The sequence below is a fragment of the Mycobacteroides chelonae genome (genome assembly GCF_016767715.1).
GTDB lineage: Bacteria > Actinomycetota > Actinomycetes > Mycobacteriales > Mycobacteriaceae > Mycobacterium > Mycobacterium gwanakae.
The window spans coordinates 2,623,664-2,641,623 of sequence record NZ_CP050145.1; the positions used below are offsets into that span (position 1 = coordinate 2,623,664).

Sequence of the window (17,960 nt, forward strand, 5' to 3'; positions counted from 1 at the left end):
AGATGCGGCACTGAGACGCCTCTATCGAGCCCGAACGTCAGAAGTCTCGAGAGGGCGCCCTCGAGTAGCTGAGATGGGTTGAAGCAGAATCAATTTAGTCAACAGCATCTGTGATCAAGCCATACGGCGGGATCGCCGCGTTGCGGGTGTAGTGGACAACCACGTGCTCCCTCACTAAGTCCGGCGGGCTGTTGTCGATCACGATCAGTTGGGCGCCGGCTCCATCCGTGGCGAGCCAGTTCAGCACGTGCCTATAGAAGTTCGCTACTAGGCGCGTGTCGGCGAAATCAGGATCGCTCTCGTCCGCCGCATGGCCGAGGTTCTTCTGCGGGCTGTCGATAACCAACACCCCAGGCGCCGCGGCGCCCTGTTCGAATGCTAGCTCCCAGATAGCCAGGTGGTAGGCCAAGCTAATGAGCACAAGTCCGCCACTGCTCGCGGCGGAATAGTTCAGCTCACGGACCTGCGGCATGAGGTTGTCGTCGATTAAAGCGCCCGTCAGCTTTGGATACTGAAAGTCAGCCAGAATATCGGCGAAACGTCTTGACAGTGAGTGGATCACAGCACTTCGATCAGGCCGAGTAGATGCTGCTCGACGCTGCTCCCGCAGGCGGCTAGCAGCGATCTCAAGTCTTTCGCGGGACTCCTGTGCGTCCGATACCCGTTGCCAAACTCGGAGTCCGGCACGTGCATCCTGCGCTACCAGTCGTGATTCAGCTTGCCGTTCACTTATCGCGTCGCGTGCGGCCAACCAGGGCGCTGGTGCTACTACAACCCGATTGAGTGCCTCAGCGGCACTTGCGGCCTCGTCAACCGCGTCAGCACGGGAACGTTCCAGCCGTGCTCGGTCAGTGTCAAGCCGCTCCCAATAGTCGTTGAGCTCGGCAAGTCGACGGGTGACCGCGCGGAGTTCCGCCTCGACCAAGCGACGCTCGTCGCTGGGACTACGCTCAGACTCTGATTCCGCACCGTTTCCTGCCGCACCCGCGCCCGCCTCCAGGTCGGTTCCGCACAAAGTGCACTGGCCGTTATCAACCGACGGCGGACTGGCAAGCGCCGACATACAGGCCGGGCAAGTGACTACATTCAGCGGGTCGAAGAGCTTCTCAGCTTCCGTGAGGAACGTCAGTTTCTTCTTATCATCTGCGTACTGCGCCCGCAGAGCGGCCAACCGCGAGAGCAAACTAGTCCTATCGCGGAGCCTAACCGTCGCCGCCGTAGCGGCATCTTGTGCGATTCCGAGGCGTGCTCGGAGATCGGTCAGGGCGCCATCGTTCCCGCGCTGTTGATCGTCGAGTCGTTGGATCTCTGTTTCCGCGACTTCAATATCTGCCTCCGTCTGTTCTAGCGCCGCCTGCAGACCAATAGGCCCGGCTGGATATTCGTCCTGTGCAAGCTGGATCAGGGCGGCTTCGACTCGACGCGCTTCGTTGACGGCTTCAGTGGCTGCTCTGATGCTTGCAGCTAGTTGCGCGCCTTCGGGGTCGTGGACTCCAAACATGACATCAATCAGCTGCTTGAACTTCTGTCGCACCATGAAGTTCGAGCGCTCGTACGCCAAGTCTTTGTTGTCGAGTCGTTCGTTCGGCAAGAACATGACACGAAAGACGTCACGAATGCTAAGAAGATGGCTGGCCGATTCTTCCTTAGTTGGCGCTTGGGGCAACAAGATTCCATCAAGAGACAGCCCACTCAATACGAACTGGGAGAGTCCCTCTGGGTCCGATGGCGGCTCAGTTGCGATGCGCTGTTCGTGTTTTCCTTCAATGTCGCCGAGCGCACTTCGCCATACTGAAGCAAAGCTCGACGGAGGCCCAGCCGCGGCTCGTTCGATTGTCGTGAGAGCTCCAGCTAGTTCGATCTCGAGCAGCGCCGAACGCACGGCGCCGATTATTTCGGGGTGCTGAGGATGTTCGTCGTCTCCAAGGCAGTATCGAATGAAGTCAGCGACGCTTGTTTTCCCGGTTTGACTTGGGCCTGCGATAACGGACAGCGGGCGCCAATCTCCGCCATCGTCCTTGAAAGAGACGCCGTACGTAGATGTTTTCCCGGGCACGCCCGCCAACAGAAGTTCACGAATGCGCAGTCCAAATTCAGGCATCGAAGTCACCACCTACGATGGCCGCGTCAAGCGTCACATCATCGAGTAAATCGAGTGCCAGCCAAGAGATACCAAGCCAGCCTTGAACGGCTTGTAGCAGCGCTCGATCGCTCAGCCTGGAGAGACGGCGAATTATCACCCTGGCGGAAACGCGGTACGCGTCTGCGTAGATGGTTGAAAGTTGCGTCGCGAGAGTTTGGCCCGAGGGCGTGAGATCGAATGCCCCATTCTGGAGTGTCATGAGGTTGTACGACATCAGTTGCGCAAGGTCATGCTGAAGGCGCCTACGTCGTGATACCCATCGTTGTCCCGTTGACGCATAGGAGAGTTGGCGCTCGACAAATCCGGCAAGCTTCAGTGCCAGTCGCTCGTCGGCATCGCTCTGCGTTCGGCCGCCCACCACGACGAAGGGACTCGCCGAGAAGAAATCGTAATAGCCCAACCGATCAACAGTGGCGATCGGCTTTTCGAGCTCGGCAGCCACAGATAGCAATAAAACTAGTTGCGCGAGGCGAAAGACATCATGATCCTCCGGTTGCCACGAGATGGGTGCGGCAAGCGAGCCCGTCACACCATCGTGCGCGTCGGCGTATTCACTTCTCACGGCTCGACACTTCCGCTGCCGGCAAGCTCGGGCTCGATGGGATCTCCGGAAGTTTCCGATCGGCCTGCCTTGTGCTCAGCAGCGACGTTGCGCCAATGCGTAACCCAACCGGCGCGGGCATCCTCTACTAGTCGGTGGGCAACTCCGCGGCGATGTGCGGAGCGTAGGCGGATACCGACAGGATCGGTCATTTCGCCAGCCTCCCTAACTACTTGGTCAATCAATCCAGCCATTCGACCCTCCGTGTCGGCTGTGGCAAGCGCACCGTTGAATCGTTGTTCCCAAATGTGATGCACTTCAAGGTGAAGCTCTTTCATCCCCTGATTTGCTGCCGCGTCACCGCGCGCAGATATGTCTCGAAAAAGTGCATCAGCCGCGAAAAAGAGTCCTCGTGCGGCGTCGGTCTCCAGATGACCCGCTTCGTGCATCTGTCTCACGAACAGCGCATCGTCGAACTCTGACAGATCATCCACAATGGCAAGATCTTCAACCGATTCGATGGGTTTAGCCGCCTCGAAGTACTGGTGGTATACGTGATCAGCATCGGGGCGCAGCAATTTGTGGCGCAGGTCTGATCCGCTCCAGAGAGCTGGACTCACGCCGTGGTCGCGGCGCTGCTTTGCGCTCCAAGTGTCGAACCACTTCTGCTCCTCAGGGGGCAAGTTGATCGGGATACAGAGAATCCACGCGTCAAGGCGTATGCCGTGGTCTTTCGCCTTCGACACGATTTGTTTGAACGAATCGCGGACCTGCTTCCGTTGCGTTTCGCCCGTCCATTCGAGGAAGAACTTGCACTGCCACACGACCATCGAATCGTCGAAGCTGCCGAAATAGGTGTCGATGCCCCAGTCGTGGCCGCCGGGTGCCTCGACTTCGCCTGCAGTCGGGTGCTCAAGCTTCACTAAATCCGTGATCAGCAGCTGAAAGTACTCGCGTGCGCCACCCTCGGTCCCAGCGATGATCTGCAGCCGTTGAAAAAGGAGTTTGGGCTCAGGAAGCACGGCGCACCCTGCTTGCGCGGTTCGATAGGGCCGCACCCGGCGCACCGATCGTCAAACCGGCAGTATCGAGCGGGCGGTCGCTACCCGTGCGTCGTGTCGCGTGCTCACTTGCTATAGCCCACTCAAGGCTCCGTCGCCCGAACAATGCATTCACGGCTGCACCTCTCCGACTTCCTCTACGAACCGCAAGATGTTGTAGTACGTATCACGCATCGGGACGCCGTAGATTCGTGCGTCTCGCCGGCGTGCAGTCACATGCGCGATCGCCGTCCACACCCGATTGGTTGCTCGCCACGGGTCTGCATCGTCGCGAGCGGGGATGATCTTCTCCACTTCTCTGGCGACCAGCGAGCTGCACAGAGCCGAGTCAGCATCAGGATCGGTTGCAGCGCAAAGAAATCCGGGCAAGCAGAGCAGTCGAGCGATCTTGACTTGCTCGGGATATGTCAGTACATCAATCGCCTCGATACCGAACTCATTTCTGCGGCGGTCGATCTCGCTAGCGCCGATGATGGCCGGACTGGCACATTCCTGGCCAATCAGCATGGGCAGGGAATCGTGCAGAACATCCCGAGCAGCAAGATGCCGCCGGAAGTGCCGTTCCGCAGCGAGAGCGGGGAAGTAGCCATGCAGCTCGGTCTGCGGAGAGCCGAGCCATCGCCTGTGCCGGACGCACACGAGCCCGATGCCGGTGAGTCTCCCTCTGGCGGGCTCACCTCTGGTGCAGCGGAGGCACAAACCCCGCTCGGTGACCTCCTGATCGAGGACGTACTCAGGAGCCGTGAAGCGCTCGACCGGCATGTCCGCAAGATCCAGCCACGCCTGGAGGCGAGCGGGATCGCGCCGATTCTTCGACTTCACGACGCCTCGCTCCCGCAGTGCGCGGTCGACATCAGAGGGCATGCAGTAGTTCCGCTCGGCGTGCCGCCGGATGTAAGAGTCCAGGCTCTCGCCGTGATACAAGCGCGTGCGAACGGGGAGGGGAGCGATTCTCATTCGGCCCTCTTCAATGGCATTGGGGCCGCCCTCTCCTCGGCAACCGTCCGCGCAGCAGCCTCCTCAGCCGCGAAATCGGTAGACGTCATATCGAGCAGCTTTCTATTGACCAGCTCCTCGCCGCTGATAATCGCCGCGATTGCTGCGTCGTTCAGCAAGGCTCGAAGTGATCCGATGGAACCTCCGGTGCGGTCGTAGAGGTAGGTCGCCTCAGTTTCGAGGGCTCCGGTGGCATGTCGTCCGAGTGGTAGTAGGGCTTCGACACCGAGGACAAGTTCTGCCCACGCGTCCCGCTGTGCCCTTGTCCCGTACTCGTACTTCCGCATCTGGTGGACGGCCATCCGGCCCTTGAGTTGGCGACCCATATGCCCGGCGAACAGGTCGGCCTGAAGTAGGTCGATGCCGGCGTAGATGAAGGTCGCGTCGAGTCTCTCAGAGAACACCTTCAATGCTGATGCGGCTTCGCTGCCAGCCTGATGATTGGTCTTCAGGTTGTGGACCTCGTCGACGAGCACCAACGATACTGAGAGGCTCCGCATCACTCCCACGATCTGCTCAGTCAGGTCTTGCGCGGTCGACTTATTCGGCACCAATAGGCCGAGGAAGTTGGCGAACGCCAGCATCATCATCTTCGGGGTCGTCCCGGGCGGGACGACGGTATAGACCACTGGGGCGAAGCCGTCGTCGTAGCGGTTCAACTTCGCACGCATTACTCGCTCATGCCGCCGACCAATCAGCAAAGCTGCGGTTGACTTCCCGCGGCCGGCAGACCCGGAGATAGCGAGACCACGCCGCGCGGTGGCCGACTCCGCGGAGTTCCTCGCCATCAGTACGCGAGTCTGGTGTGTAAGCGCCTCTGTATCAGGGGTTTCCAGTACGACATCTGCCCCTAACCAGGCAAATCGTTGCTGATCGAAGGACTCTTTCTCGGCAGGGGAGAAGGCGCTGATCTGCTTCATATCGAGGTGTTCGGGCTCGACATTTCGGCGGTTGACGAACTCCCGCCATGCAGTCAGGGAATCAGGTACGGCCACGGCTAATCCTCGTCCTCGTCGTCGATGCGGCGAGCTGCCCGACGCCGCGGGGTGTCACTGGCCGCGTTGATCGCGGAGACGCTCGCTAAGGGCACTTCTTCCGCCGGGTCTGGATCAGTCAGCTCGGCCGTGGGGGATAGCGGCGGCACCACGGGTCTGTTCACGCTGTCACGCTTGGCGGCTCGTTGTTCCTTGACCGTCCGGGCACCACCGGTTTGGATACGGCTGATCTCGGCAAGAACATCAACACCGGTGGGGTTCTCGCCACGCTTCTGCACTGCCTTGCGCGCAGCTCGAAGGACGTCGAGGGAGAACGGCGCCAGCGCCTGTTTCGCGAGGCTCCACTCAGCCTCGATCCACTCGCCCCGGAAATTGTCACGAACGAAGATGGACTGGAGCCGATACGGGTCGTACCGAACTTCCCATCCGCCGTTTGCCGGTAGCGGTAAACCGCTCTTCACCCCACGGTATGGATGTAGGGCGGGATGGTCGTAGTGCAAGCTCTCGAAGTTGATGCCGTAGCCCTGGATCGTCCGGTAGGTCACGGGCAGCAAGCCGATGTAATCGTCTCGATCAAGGGCAACGTTGACGGTCGGCGCGACTGAGGCCAATGCCGAGTAGGCCTCGTTGGGCGTGAGATCCTTCTTCGGCATCGCCGGATGACGTAATCCGGGGTGTGGCTTGTTCTGCCAGACTGCGACGATCCAGAGGTCAAGTAGATTCTGCAGCTCGGCCAGTGTCCACATCGCTTCCGAATCGGGAGCCGTGCCGCGCTTGACGACGTTCGGTCCGACGTAGCCTGCGAGATATTGGGTGAAGCCGCTGTTTATAGCGGCGAAAACTCGCTCCACGTGGGGCTTGTCGGTGGGAGTGCGGGGAGCGGCCTTGGTGACGCTGATCTGCAGGCGTTCACACGCATTGAGAAACGTCGATCCGACGTACACCTTACCTCGGTCGACGGTGATCGAGTCGGGGACGATAACAGGCTTGGCGGCCACGCTGGCCCGAATCTCTTCGTCGCCTTCGATCATCCCGGCGGGGAGAATTGAACGCGAGAAACTCACCGATCGGCTCCAGCCGGGTTGCATCGGGAGGGGAGTCAGCGCTCGCGCGAGAAGCACTGCCGCGTCAACGCTTTTGGTGGCCACCGGCCTCAGAATCGCCGAGCACAATGTCCGGGTGGCGACGTCGAGCATCAGCGTGAGATCCACGCGTCCCGCCGACCCGTCCGGATATATGACCATCAGGTCCATCGGCGTGCTGTCGACTTCGGTCAGTTCGCCTGGCCGTGACGGAGCTTGACGACCCCATGTGCGGTCCGGACGGTTTGCTTGTGTGCGCCGAGTTGTCGCGTTTCCGAATGGATGCCGAGACTTTTCGAGGTTCTCCACCGCGCGATACAGGGTGGACCGTGAGGGCAGCGGGAGGCCGAGCTGGGCGGCTTCCAAGCTGACCTGCTTTATGACGCGGGAGCGGGTTCCCGTCGAGGCATTTGTTTGCCCCTTTACCGCGTCTTCGAGCAGGGAAACCACTGCCGGGTCGATCCGTCCGGTAGGTGAGGACTGGCGTTGCATCCGTCCGTCGACCAACCCGGCCACACCGTCCTGTCGGTATGCCCTGATATACCGTTCCAGACTCCGGTGTCCGACAGGGGTTTTGGCTGCCGCCAACTCGGATACCTTCGCGGCAATGCGGTCCTTCAGTGGAAGTTTTGGGTCGTACTCACGGCGTATCGGCATCGACGAATGTTCATCGAGCCCGTCGAGCTCCGCGGGGGCCCTACCGGTTAGCACCTCAACAATGTGGCGGCGAAGGAACAGTACGCGTTCGCGGGCAGCAAAATCCAACGTATCTAGCACTGCGACCGAATCAAGTCGAGGTAGGCGGTCGGGGACGTCGGGAAGGAAGCTCTCGTCACCGAGGAGTTCCGCCACGCCGATCTTCCGGATCCGCCCTGAAACAAGTTCTTTCAGCGCCAGTTGCGGCCCATTCTGCGCGACGACCTGCCATGTCTGTCCGTCGTAACTCAGCAGGTCGAAGAGCCGAACCGCCTTCATGCCCACACCTCGCTGGACATCGAGAGCGGTCGGGTCAGATCCGCGGACAGCTTTCTACGCCATATCAGGTGCAGCACATTTGCGGTGGTGAGTTCGACGCTCCGGCCTGTGCGCGCGCTGGCTACGCCAAGACCAACCCCAAGTGGCACCGGAGTCGCGAAACAGTGCTTGATCGACTCTTGGACCACCGCCGGGGGAGCATTGCGGTCCTGCCGATATCCGGCAAGCCAGCGCAGGTTGTGGGCGAGCTCGCGCTGCAGACCCGTGAAGACCTCGTATTCCCAGCCGATTTCATCACAGACTTTGCGCGTCAACGTGGACTGCTCGGCGTGCTTCTCTGCTGCCTTCGAGCAGCGTACGTCGATTAAGCGGCCAGCACCGCTGGCAAGCCGAACGAAGAAATCCGGGACGTGGTCCCGGTTACCCCGCGTGGCTCGTGGCCATAGCAATGCCAGCGGCTGCGCTGCTATGGCGACAATGTCGGACGCGTTGTCGGCTGCCAGCAGATACTCGCGCTCGAGGAGCGACTCGAACTCTACGTGCGCACGGTTTGTGCTGGACCAGTACATGCCTTCGTAGTTGCGCTTGCCCGGCCAGGAGAAGAACTCGCGGATCGGGGTCGTGCGCTCCAGAAGTACCGATCCCGCGTCCGGCGACAAGGGGTGGTTTTGGATGTCGCCGTCGACGCAGGCCAACAACCGCGTCACCTCGGTCACGTTCCGCGGTAGTGAGCGCAGGCGTGGAGCTGCCACCTAAGACCCCCTTCAACCACCTGCTACGGACGGTAACCGCTGAGGTCTGACAGTAACCGCCAGTTCCACTGAGAAACCGGCGACACTCCGAACTCCGCCAGGTCTATTGCGAAAGCCGCCAGATATATCGAGACAGGACAACCGGGGAGGGCGCACGATCATGCATCCGTTGCAATAATCAGTATTCTATCTGACATAATGTGTCTTATCGGCGTTTGATATACGCAGGGCGGATGCGAAGGGCGGCACCACCTGCACCTTTTGCGACGTGCGCCTCCCGTGCCGACGCTCGATCTCACCCCCGGCTGCCAACCTTCACGTCCCCACATATGCCCGCGCCGCTCGGCGCGTGTACGTACGGCAACGCCGTGTCGGCTATCCGCCAAGCACGCTCTGCATCAACATCTAAAACCGCTCGGGCGCAGTATATTTGACGACTATGATACCCCTTCTAGCCATCCAGCCCCACACCATCATATCGTCACAGTGACGATATGATGGTGTGGGGCTCTGCTTGGCTCAACCTGCGGACGCGCACCCGAATCCCCGACGGTCAGCCGAGATCGCCTGACACTCATCCGATTCAGACCACGCACGAAACGATGGCTTATCAACAAAAGGCATCAAGACGACCTATTCGCGATCCCCGTCACCTCCGAAAATCCGCGGCGACTCGTTGACCGCCAACAGTGCTCCGCCGCACTTGCGTCTCGATTCGTAAACAGAAGCTGCGCGATCGCGTTAAACCGTCACAAAACAACGCTACCCCACCGGCCTTGCCCTCCCCCGCTAGTCATGCACATTACGTCACTGTGACGAATTGCTCACGAATCACGCAGCACGACAATCCTTTTCACACACTTTGGTGTCCGTTCTCAAATGACCTGTCGCATTCTCATCTAATCTGTCGCAACCGCGTGTCGTTCTCATTTGAGCCGCATCGGGTCGCCGCTGATGCCAGATCGGTGGGATCGATCGGGTTCTTTTCAGTGTGCCGGGATGCTTCTGAGGTTCTCGTGAGGCTGTTTCTGTAGCTGTTGACGCTGTTGAGTGTGTCCGGTTAGGGAGGTCCGCCAGTAGTGCGTGGCATGCGCAAAATCGTTCCAAGGACTCTCAATCACCCAAGTGATGTTGTCGCCGCGATTCGTGCACGGTGAGAGCGCCTGAAACCGCGCTACCCGACCTGGGCTGTCCAAGCCGGAGTATCCTGGACGTAGACGGATATCTAGTACCTGCCTACTTATGGGCGCGGCACCGTCGAACTATTCGGCACCGATTACGGGCCGAGGCTAGGAGCGTCTCATGGCGCATCAGATATTTTGTCCACAACCACTCCAGTCGGCTCTGTGCCTTCATCTGGATCCGAAAACTGGATACGCCGATGGAGCTTGGTGCCCACGATCGAAGGATCTATCGGTCGAGGTTCTGCCGTTGCTTACGCGACTTAGCCTCGATTTGGGTCCCATTGATCGGATTACCTATCGAGCTGGGGAATGGGCACCCTCCTCGCGGAGGGTGCTTTTCCTCAACCGTCTGGTTCACCTGGGTTGGTCACTTCTGCAGCCCGCCAGCACTATTAGCGTTCGAGGGACGAACGGCGCACATTTGACCCTGCTGATTGTCCCCCCTTCCAGGAAATCGCATTCGGAAGCAGAGGATCAATGCGATTTTGGCGGTAGATCCGACCGGGTGCCTAAGTCGCAATCAGCCGGACCGACAACATCATGATCAGCGCGGTCACATCGGCGGTAGAGACACTCGACTGCGACGACTCGATTCGTCTTCGACTAAAGCCCGATGGTGACTGGAGCGGACATATCGACGGCGCATGGTGGCCGCGCTCACAGGACCTAAATCAAGACTTACCAGCAGTTTTGGATGCTGTAGCTTCCCGGTTAGGGACCATCAAGCGCGTGATCTACCGCATCACCGAATGGGACACAGCGCCGAAACAACTGTGCTACTGGGGTCGTATGGTGTCGTTAGACGGGTACCGTTACCAGAGGCCAGACACCATCTACATCAGCGATCTAGACCATCGTCGACTAGTACTGCTGGTTGTCCCTCCGATGACCGACCCGCATCATGCCCACGACGTGATGACTAGAGCTGCCGAACCGGGCAGCACATGTAGCCCAACAGCATTGCTGTCAATCGAACCATTGGCGGCAGCACGCAGAACAGGGTGATGACCTTCACGGGCTGCCTGGATCGCAGACCCGGGATCGAAAGTCGACCCCGGCTTTGAGTAGTTATCGCATGGCACAAGGCACCGTGGAGTGGTTCAACGCCGAAAGGGATTCGGGTTCATCACTCCCTGACAGTGGCAGCCAGCTTGATCGCGGAGCATCGTTAATACCGTTGCCCGATCGCGACCCTTTGGGCGCGGCCCCGCCGCGCGAATCCCATCATGAAATTGGCACAGTTGGCGAACTTCGTTGTGGTCAAACGCATATGCCAGCTGGTCCCATCTGAGCTTGGCGGCACCTATCGATAGTCGTTGCGTCCGGGACTAACTAAGACTCTGGCATTGAGTAACCGTCACGAGGGTTGAATCCCTCAAGCAGCCAAGATTATTCGTAGGGCCGCAGTCACCTGGTCCTGACTCGAGGAATCAAGTAGGGGCATCTGTGCAGTCAGACGCATGATCCTTCGAGCGAGGAGCTTGTTGGTGCGTGCCGGCACCATGAGCATGCGGACCGTTCGATACTCGCCCCGGAGCGTGACCACCCAATGGAACGGCCGATTTGCGAGGTACTGAGGCATCGCAACCGACCTCATGCAGGAACGCGACGAGCCCGGCTTCCAGTTCAGTGAGACCTGACTGACAGTGCCAATGTGCTCGAATAGCTCGTCGATCAGGGGCGACAACTCCCGGGCAATCAGTCCATCGTCCTGGGGCCACCAAGCCCCGTCCATTCTGCCGGTCCTGCTCGGCCCTAACGTGAAGCGAACCGGTGAACCAGCATATTCAGCCTGCGTCATACGTACTTCCCTGTCGCTCAACGGGACTCAGACAACGGACCTCAAACGCACCGCACCGCGATAGGATCGCTAACGGCACGGTTGGTGAATGGTTGACACTTTCAACAGATTCAAATCACAGCGCGGGTCATCGGATCTTCTCCGGAACCGAGTCCAGCGCGTGCAACACCTGGACTGCAGCGATCTGGGCAACATCGTTGTCAAGCGTTGACGATGCCATCAGCGCCTGGACCACCAATTCAACGCGCTTCTCGTAGGGAGTCTGGAACGTGATCGTAGAGTCCATGACCTTTGTCCTGTTCAGTCGGAACGGTTTCAAGTACCGCGATGGTGCGGTTGTTGTGACTGCCGCGCATTACCGGCGCCTGGTGCTCACAGAGCGATTGGTTCGATGTTCAGCGCCTAACGTCCCACCTTCGGTGTCCCATCGGTCTTGCGCCTCAAACATGTCGGTACAGACGGGCATGTCGTGGGCTGGTAGCAGCTGAGCGACAGTTGCGCAGCTGCCCGGTGCTGCCGCAGCCATCATGGCGCTGTGAGCACCACTTGCCTGGGCATCTGGGGCTATTACCAAGAGGTTCAGATGGATCCCATGAGCACCTTGGATACTGATTGTGTTAGGTGGCTGAATGAGTGACCAGTTCAAATGTGCGCGGCGATCCCGAAACAGCATGCGCCGCGAGCTCGATGTCCACTCTGACACTCGGTAAACCACGCGGTCAATGGTGCCCAAGCGAACAGTAAGTACCCGGAGCAGCGATGGCAGCTCGATCATCAAGTCTTTCGAGTAAGGCCACCAGGCGCCGTCGACATATCCACTAGGTGACGCTTTTGGCTTTAACCGAAGACGCACGGCAGGCCCGCATCGTGGTTTTGAAAACAGCTGACGCGTCATCGGACGCTCCTTGCTTTGGCTCCGCGCACGGGGCCGAATCGTCGGCACGGTCACACCCATGGATGAGCGGGCACCAAATATCTCGCCGTACCCTCACCCTACCCCCATTCCTCTGGAAGGAGCACATAAGCAGCGGACTAGTTTCGGGCAGCACTTGCGGATTGCACCTTGTGCCGCTGACAATTTACGGTCAGGGCCCCGCTGACCCGGTCGGGTGCGTCTCGGCTGGCCTGTATGGGCTGCGATGCGTGGACGGTTGCTTGTTTTCCACCGACGACAGCCCAGGACACAACAATTAGTTCAAAATCGAGTATGCAAGATTATTCGTACACGAATGGCAAACGGACAACAGATCAAGTCAAGCTGCCTTAGATCAAACTGATCAAGGAACCAAGCGCCAATATCTTCAATCGATCTGCGGTACCGCAGGTCAAGTACCGACAGCACCTGCCTCGGCCGTAGCCTTGGCAGGAAACTGACTGGTTGAACGTCAATCCGAGGTCACCGCTGGTTTCAAACACCCGACGCAACACCCTCGCCTCAGGTGCGCTCCACCGCAACACCACCGGATTGCGCGGAACCGTTCTGGCATCAAGCCAGTGACGTTGGCGACGCGAGCCCGCTCGAGTGGACTTGTGACAGATCAAATGAGAACCACTGGGTCATCAACGGTGAAATGAGTTCTCGCTTAATCTGTCGCAACCCTGTTCAGTAGCGGCTTTTGTCGAATAATCTGCGACAGATCATTTGAGAACGGACACTTGAACCCGTTTGGCTGCTAGAGGATGGATGCCCCATCAAGAAATGGCATACGCAGATTTTTCGTGATCGAAACCCCTTCGAACGATCCGTCCGCTAACCGCTGAACTCCTCCATGGGCCGGGCGCGATCGGTCGGGCCGCCGATGCGCCGTTGCCTACCCTACCGCTGGGCGAAGTAAGTACGGCCTATCGTTACGTCACAGTGACGAAAATATCATGAATCTGCCTGCCCGGCAACCTGTTTGACTCCGTTATCCCCAATGCGTGTTGTTGCGCATGTTTGGGCATCCCTATTGGTTTTTGGGGGCGGCATTGCATACGGCTGCGATCTGAGCTATTGACTCCCCGATGGGCTGGCTGGTGTCGATGCGATATGCCATGTGCGATCTTTCCTCGTCGGCGTTAAGGGCCGCAGCGATTGCGGGTGTGGCGTCCGAGATGGTGCGTCCGCGATGAGCAATTCTCTCCTGGGCAATCGATACCGGCAGGTGGCATTCGAATTCGTATAGCACGGAATGTGTTTCGCTGGCGAGGTGGCGGGTTTGCTCCTGTTGATAAGGATTGCGCCATGTCCCGTCGAGGATCACCGACTCGCCTCGCATCAGCAGCATCCGCGCACGCTGCAACACCGTCTCGTACACCGTTGAAACGTTCTGTGCGGAGTACAGGCCGCTATCAAGGGTGCCCGGATCACCGGTGATGACACCTTGCTCCTGTAGCTGTCGGCGCACTGTGTCAGTTGAAATTATCTGTGCCCCATTTTCTTGCGAAAGGGCTTTAGCGAGCGTTGTTTTTCCGGTGCCCGGCCCGCCGCCGATTCGGATCAGGCGGACTGCGCCGGCGCGAAGGTGCTCAAGTGCCAACTCCAGGTGAGAGGTCGCGTCCCGCGCCGACTCGGTACGCCCCTGCGTGAACCGGATACAGTCCACCTTCGCGCGCACCGTCGCGCGGTAAGCGATATAGAAATGCCACAGTGATTGTGGAGTATCGATTCCGCAGGCGCGCATGTACTGTTCGATGAAGTAGTCGGCTAAATCGGTGCGCCCGAGAAACTCCAGATCCATCGCTAGGAACGCGGCGTCGTCGACACAATCGACGTAGCGCAGAGTGTCGTCGAACTCTAGGCAGTCCAATGGAACAGGGCCGGTGGATGTGTAGAAGATGTCCTCAGCCAGCAGGTCACCGTGGCCATCGACGATCAGACCACTTTCGATGCGCTCGTCGAACAGCAGATGTCGACCATTGATGAATTCTATTGATAATTTGCGCATTTCATCAAGGGCATCATCCGCCACCATGGATCCGGCGACGTCAGCCAGGACGGTGAGGTTCTCTTGCCAGCGGGCCGTGATGGCGTCAACTGTTCCGGATTCGCTGATTGGGGCACCACGTTCAGCTGTTACGTGAAAGCGTGCCAGCAACTCAGCGATTGCTACAAGATGTAGTTCGACATCTACTCCCGTTCTCACCATCGTGGCTAATCGCGCAGAGTCTGGATAGCGACGCATCACTATCACGGGCTCGCTGTTACCGGACGGCGGGCCGGACAGGTAGGCGACGCCTAGGTAGCTTTCCGGCGCCATCCGGCGATTCAGGAAAACCTCTCGTTTGCAAGCACTTTCACGTAATTTCACGGTACTGAAGTCAAGGAAATCAGTCGTCAACGACTTTTTCACCTTGTAAGCGAAGTCCCCGATTAAGATCACGATCCCCGTGTGTGTTTCATGGATTTGCGCGCCGGCGGTGTCGCTGGGCGCCAATATTTCGGGAGTCTGATCAGTGCGTGGTCGACTAGCGTTCACAGCTCCCATGATCGTCCGCGGTGGCTACGATATCGAGGCCTTGGGACTCTTTCATTGATGCTTGTTTCCGCCGAACTGAGTAGAGGCACCCCTTGGCATGAAACTGTCGGTCCCAGTCGCCTGACTCGGGACGAAAGCCCCTTCTGTTGATGTGATGCCGCGGTGATAGTACGAGTTGACCCATCTAAACGGGAGCAGCCGATGCTAAGAACACCGAAGGTCCTTGATCGTCCCTGTCCGTCGTGTATTTCGACGAGATCGCTTGCTTCGCTTTTGATCTGTGCGAATGAGCACCAGGACTAGTGCCCCACTGACTACCGGGACGGAACCGTTAGATATTCGTCTCGCGAGTGCGTTGTCGGCAGATCAGGTGCTGTCGCGTCTAGCGTCCAGCGAACACGGGTTATCGCATGAGGAGGCGCGCCACCGGATCCTCGCATACGGGCCAAATGCCGTGTATTCGCATCGGGCGCGGATAGCGACGGTGTTGTGGCGTCAGCTCCGATCCCCGTTGTTGGGCCTGCTCATCGCTGCGGCAACCATGTCGTTCTTCTTGGGGGAAGGTGCCGACGCGTTGGTGATCGGGGTGATCGTGGCGCTCTCGGTCGGCCTGGGATTCGGCAATGAGTACCGGGCGGCGAAAACCGCTGAGTCGCTGCAGTCGCAGATCCACCACCGTGCATTGGTTGCGCGGGACGGTCATCAAGTTTTGGTGGATGTAACTGAGCTAGCACTCGGCGACGTGCTGGAGCTGCGTCTAGGCGACCTTGTACCCGCCGACCTGAGGTTGTTGTCGGCCACGGAATTGGAGTGCGACGAGTCGGTGCTCACTGGTGAATCTTTACCGGCAGAGAAGGCAGCAGGCCAATGCCGCGCGAAGCTGCCTCTGGCGGAGTTGTCTAACTGCGCATTGATGGGCACCGTGGTGCATGCGGGTAGCGGACGAGGCGTTGTGGTCTCGACAGGTCGGCGCGCGGAATTTGGCCGTATCGCATCGGGATTGGACACCCGTTACCCCGAAACGCAATTCCAGGCGGGTCTGCGCAGTTTCTCGATGCTTTTGGTTCGGGTCGCCGGTGTATTGGCGACCTTTACCTTCTGTGTCAATCTCACGCTGCACAGGCCAGTAATCGATGCGCTGCTGTTCTCATTAGCGATTGCGGTCGGGATCACCCCGCAGCTGCTACCTGCAATTGTCGCCACGTGCTTGGCTGCCGGATCCCGGCGAATGGCTCGACTCAAGGTCCTGGTGAAACGGCTCGTGTGCATTGAGGATCTGGGCAATGTGGGCGTCCTGTTCACCGATAAGACCGGCACATTGACCGAGGGGCGGATCAGCTTCATGCGGTCGCTTGGCCCCGATGGCGGCCTATCTGATGAGGCACTGAAATGGGGCCTAATCTGTACCGAGGTACATTTAGAAGGCTCTGCGGTGCTCGGCGGAAACGCGCTGGATCTGGCGTTATGGGAGTCATCTCAATCAGCCAGGCATCGAGACGAGGTCACGGGTCATCAGGTGCTCGCAGTAGTTCCTTTCGATCACGAGCGTCGGATGACTTCGGTGTTGGTCGCCGATACAGCTGGCCGACGGACCCTAGTAACCAAGGGCGCACCCGAAGCGGTTCTTGGCAGGTGCCACGATGTCCCGCCGCAGGCGCACGCGGCGCTCGCTGCTGAGTTCGCCGCGGGAAACCGGGTCGTGGCGGTGGCCACTCGCTCTGGTGCGGATCTAGCGACACCAAGCCCTCAAGACGAGCGCGACTTACGATTCGCCGGGTTATTGGTCTTCTTGGATGCACCGAAACCCGGTGCGTCCGCAGCCCTACAGCGGTTGGCAGACCTACACATATCGGTCAAGATTGTCACCGGCGATAGTCCGGCGGTTGCTCTCAAGATCTGTCAGGAACTTGGACTGCCCGTAGCGGGCACCCTCACTGGCGCTGATCTGGAAGCCATCGACGATCAGCACCTCGGAGACGTCATCCAGAACACCACAATCTTCGCCCGAGTCAGTCCTGAAGATAAGGCCCGTGTTGTACGCGTGCAGCGCCTGACTGGTGTTGACGTCGGGTTCCTCGGCGATGGCGTCAACGACGCGCTCGCGTTGCACGCCGCCGATATTGGAATCTCCGTTGACTCGGCGAGCGATGTCGCCAAGGACGCCGCAGATGTCATTTTGCTGGAAAAGAACCTCGATGTCCTCGCAGACGGTGTGGTCGAAGGCCGGCGAATCTTCGCCAACACCATCAAGTACATCCTGATGGGCACTTCTAGCAACTTCGGAAATATGTTCAGCGCGGCTGGGGCCTCATTGTTCCTCAACTTTCTGCCCATGCTTCCTTCGCAGATTCTGTTGAACAACTTGCTGTACGACACCAGTCAGTTGGCAATCCCGACCGACGAGGTGGATATCGAGCAACTCGCCCGGCCGTCGCGATGGAACATCGGTTTCATCCGACGGTTCATGATGTACTTCGGCCCGATCAGCTCGCTGTTTGACTTCGTCACCTTTGGGGTCATGCTGTGGGTATTCCATTCCGGGCCTACACAATTCCGCTCCGGCTGGTTTATTGAATCTCTCGCTACTCAGATCCTGGTGATCTTCGCAATACGCACCAGACGAATACCGTTCTTTCGCAGCACCCCCAGTATGCCGCTGGTACTTTCGGCGCTCGGGGTTGTTGCCGTCGGGGTACTGATACCAGCAACTCCCCTGGCCAACAGCCTCGGTTTTCACCCACTGCCGCTTGGCTTCTTCGCGGCATTAGCGCTCATGGTCGTCTGCTACCTCGTTCTCATCGAGGCAGGAAAGAAGCTCTTCTACAGCACCGCACAAACTACGATCCGTATAACTAAACAGCAGGATGAGCAGTACCACGTCACGCGTCGCGCAACACGCTTCAGTGTTGCGCATTCCTGGAACCCCAGAAGTTGAAACCGGTTGGTTCACACCTTGCACAGGTGAGGTCTCC

14 protein-coding genes are annotated in these 17,960 nt (G+C 59.0%); 3 read left to right on the plus strand and 11 right to left on the minus strand.

Annotated elements, in window-relative coordinates:
• Positions 1-94 precede the first annotated feature (94 nt).
• From HBA99_RS12920 to HBA99_RS12950, 7 genes are all read right to left on the minus strand, one after another.
• Complete coding sequence (locus tag HBA99_RS12920; RefSeq protein ID WP_070952511.1) at positions 95-2,101, minus strand: hypothetical protein; 2,007 nt, start codon at positions 2,099-2,101, stop codon at positions 95-97.
• Positions 2,094-2,705, minus strand: a complete 612-nt coding sequence (locus HBA99_RS12925) for a hypothetical protein (protein WP_070952512.1) — start codon at positions 2,703-2,705, stop codon at positions 2,094-2,096. Before HBA99_RS12925 ends, HBA99_RS12920 begins: the two co-directional genes overlap by 8 nt.
• The gene (locus HBA99_RS12930; RefSeq protein WP_070952513.1) at positions 2,702-3,706 is read right to left on the minus strand and encodes a hypothetical protein; all 1,005 of its coding nucleotides are present in this window, start codon (positions 3,704-3,706) and stop codon (positions 2,702-2,704) included. The genes HBA99_RS12925 and HBA99_RS12930 overlap by 4 nt, the downstream gene beginning before the upstream one ends.
• A 150-nt stretch (positions 3,707-3,856) precedes the next feature.
• The gene (locus HBA99_RS24845; protein ID WP_234798109.1) at positions 3,857-4,702 is read right to left on the minus strand and encodes a hypothetical protein; all 846 of its coding nucleotides are present in this window, start codon (positions 4,700-4,702) and stop codon (positions 3,857-3,859) included.
• Positions 4,699-5,736 (minus strand): ATP-binding protein, encoded by a 1,038-nt coding sequence (locus tag HBA99_RS12940; RefSeq protein WP_070952514.1) that lies wholly within the window; start codon positions 5,734-5,736, stop codon positions 4,699-4,701. The genes HBA99_RS24845 and HBA99_RS12940 overlap by 4 nt, the downstream gene beginning before the upstream one ends.
• A gap of 2 nt (positions 5,737-5,738) precedes the next feature.
• Positions 5,739-7,793: a Mu transposase C-terminal domain-containing protein gene (locus HBA99_RS12945; RefSeq protein WP_070952515.1), complete on the minus strand. Its 2,055-nt coding sequence runs from the start codon at positions 7,791-7,793 to the stop codon at positions 5,739-5,741.
• On the minus strand, positions 7,790-8,545 hold the full coding sequence (locus HBA99_RS12950; RefSeq protein ID WP_070952516.1) for a TnsA-like heteromeric transposase endonuclease subunit: 756 nt from the start codon (positions 8,543-8,545) through the stop codon (positions 7,790-7,792). The genes HBA99_RS12945 and HBA99_RS12950 overlap by 4 nt, the downstream gene beginning before the upstream one ends.
• A 1,302-nt stretch (positions 8,546-9,847) precedes the next feature.
• On the opposite strand from HBA99_RS12950, the gene HBA99_RS25120 reads away from it, so the two are divergent.
• Positions 9,848-10,273: a DUF5994 family protein gene (locus tag HBA99_RS25120; protein ID WP_220096903.1), complete on the plus strand. Its 426-nt coding sequence runs from the start codon at positions 9,848-9,850 to the stop codon at positions 10,271-10,273.
• Entirely contained in the window at positions 10,270-10,734 is a 465-nt protein-coding gene (locus HBA99_RS25125; RefSeq protein ID WP_074245360.1) for a DUF5994 family protein, read from the plus strand. The genes HBA99_RS25120 and HBA99_RS25125 overlap by 4 nt, the downstream gene beginning before the upstream one ends.
• 370 nt (positions 10,735-11,104) lie before the next feature.
• On the opposite strand, the gene HBA99_RS12955 is transcribed toward HBA99_RS25125, so the two are convergent.
• The 4 genes from HBA99_RS12955 to HBA99_RS12965 form a co-directional block, all read right to left on the minus strand.
• The gene (locus HBA99_RS12955; RefSeq protein ID WP_005093428.1) at positions 11,105-11,464 is read right to left on the minus strand and encodes a DUF5994 family protein; all 360 of its coding nucleotides are present in this window, start codon (positions 11,462-11,464) and stop codon (positions 11,105-11,107) included.
• A 193-nt stretch (positions 11,465-11,657) separates the two neighbouring features.
• Complete coding sequence (locus HBA99_RS12960) at positions 11,658-11,816, minus strand: DUF6307 family protein (protein WP_005068407.1); 159 nt, start codon at positions 11,814-11,816, stop codon at positions 11,658-11,660.
• Between the two features lie 69 nt (positions 11,817-11,885).
• Positions 11,886-12,485, minus strand: coding sequence for a DUF5994 family protein (locus HBA99_RS24715; RefSeq protein WP_324612955.1), 600 nt, complete (start codon positions 12,483-12,485; stop codon positions 11,886-11,888).
• A gap of 991 nt (positions 12,486-13,476) precedes the next feature.
• Complete coding sequence (locus tag HBA99_RS12965; RefSeq protein ID WP_337251458.1) at positions 13,477-14,946, minus strand: bifunctional aminoglycoside phosphotransferase/ATP-binding protein; 1,470 nt, start codon at positions 14,944-14,946, stop codon at positions 13,477-13,479.
• 328 nt (positions 14,947-15,274) lie between these two features.
• Between HBA99_RS12965 and mgtA the strand changes: the two genes are divergently transcribed.
• Complete coding sequence (gene mgtA / locus HBA99_RS12970) at positions 15,275-17,923, plus strand: magnesium-translocating P-type ATPase (RefSeq protein WP_070952518.1); 2,649 nt, start codon at positions 15,275-15,277, stop codon at positions 17,921-17,923.
• The last annotated feature ends 37 nt before the right edge of the window (positions 17,924-17,960 follow it).